Source organism: Arthrobacter sp. SPT-J7 (assembly GCF_059089965.1).
The window spans coordinates 1-1,482 of the sequence record NZ_JBNHFF010000422.1; the positions used below are offsets into that span (position 1 = coordinate 1).

Below are 1,482 nucleotides of genomic sequence, written 5' to 3' on the forward strand. Positions count from 1 at the left end.
ATCGTCGCCTGGCAGATCTTCAGGGGCGGGCACGACCGCCTGATCCGCCGACTGACCCTTGCCTTTGCAGCCATAGTCCTGCTGGCACCCATGATCCAGTCCTGGTACGTCGTGTGGCTGATTCCGTTGTTTGCCGTGACGGGCATCCGCAACGACTGGCAGGTCAAGGCCCTCTACTTTGTGGTCTCGTTCTTTATGATTTATGCCATTTCGGACCAGTTGGAGGTTTTCCCCTACCTTCAGACCGCGGACCTTGGGTTGGCGCTGGCCCTGGCCCGCGTAGCCGCTGCCGTGACCGGCCTGCTGTTCGGCCTGTACCTGGTTTTCTGGGATCCCCGCACCCGAAGCCTCTTCCGGAAGAGTTCCGATCCGGTAGTTGAGCGCCCCGTCATCTAGGCAGGTGCTTCACCGCCTCCCGGCGTGACAGCGGGCTCATTCTGTCCTTGTGTGCAGCCACGAAATCGGACACCCAGCCCGGCGCCGTTTTTGCGTACTCGCGCAGGGCCCAGCCGATCGCCTTCCTGATGAAGAACTCGGGGTCAGCGAGGTTCGCCTCGACGACGAGGCACAGGAGTTCGGGATCAGTCCCATCTTTGGCCTTCAGCTGGGCCGTGATCGATGCCCGCCTGATCCAGAAGTCCGGGTCCGTGCTCCAATCCAGAATTACCTCTGACATCTCGGCAGGGTGTGCCTGCAGCAGCGCGCAGATCCGGCCGGCCACACCGTCGGCGAAGTCCCACCAGGCACCCTGGCGGATGATCTCCTCATAGACCGGAAGCATCTGCAGGTCCGCGGCCACCAGCTTGCCGAGGGTTAGGTCGATAGCCGCATACCGCTCCTCGCGGAACTCCGCATTGCGCCACAGCTCCAGCACGGTGGCCCGCTGCTCACCGGCTGACCCGAACGGATACCGGGCCACGGCAGCCGTGGTCAGCCGGCGCACCTCCGGTACCCGGACACCTAGGAACGGCATATCGGATTTCATGTAACTCCGGGCGCCGGCAGCACGCACAGGATCCGCCATTTCACGGAGCCGGGCGCGGATGGCATCGAGCACTTCCCGGTTCACCATGTGGGCGTCAGAAGGCGCTGGGTGAGGGGTGGGTCCAGCCCGCGCGGCCCAGCCAGCCCGCACACAGCGAGCTCCATTGATCGGGCCCGGGCTCGCCGTCGGCAAGGCCCAACCCGTGGCGTCCGTGGGGAAAGACGTGCAGCTCAGCGGGCACGCCGGCGCTGAGCAGGGCGCCTGCGTACCCAAGGCTGTGGCTTACCGGTACGGCGGCGTCATCGGCTGTGTGCCAAAGGAACGCCGGCGGCGTTTCGCCGGTAACCTGCTGTTCTGCTGAGAGCTCGGCCAGGACATCCGACGGCGGCGCCTTGCCAAGGAGGTTGTCCACCGAACCCTGGTGCACTTCCCGGGTGTAGGAAACCACCGGGTAGCACAGGACGGTGAGATCCGGAACGGCCCCGGGAACGTCGAGC

At 65.2% G+C, this 1,482-nt stretch carries 2 protein-coding genes and 1 pseudogene; 1 reads left to right on the forward strand and 2 read right to left on the reverse strand.

Features of this window, described 5'->3' with window-relative positions:
• Positions 1-396: pseudogene (locus AC5RWX_RS33225) on the forward strand (polyprenol phosphomannose-dependent alpha 1,6 mannosyltransferase MptB); the annotation flags it as partial.
• Here AC5RWX_RS33225 and AC5RWX_RS33230 read toward each other — a convergent pair.
• Entirely contained in the window at positions 389-1,072 is a 684-nt protein-coding gene (locus tag AC5RWX_RS33230) for a DNA alkylation repair protein (protein WP_494100418.1), read from the reverse strand. The pseudogene AC5RWX_RS33225 and the gene AC5RWX_RS33230 sit on opposite strands and share 8 nt — an antisense overlap.
• Positions 1,073-1,079: 7 nt before the next feature.
• Positions 1,080-1,482 (reverse strand): alpha/beta hydrolase (locus tag AC5RWX_RS33235; RefSeq protein ID WP_494100419.1); only part of this gene is annotated, 403 nt, incomplete at its 5' end.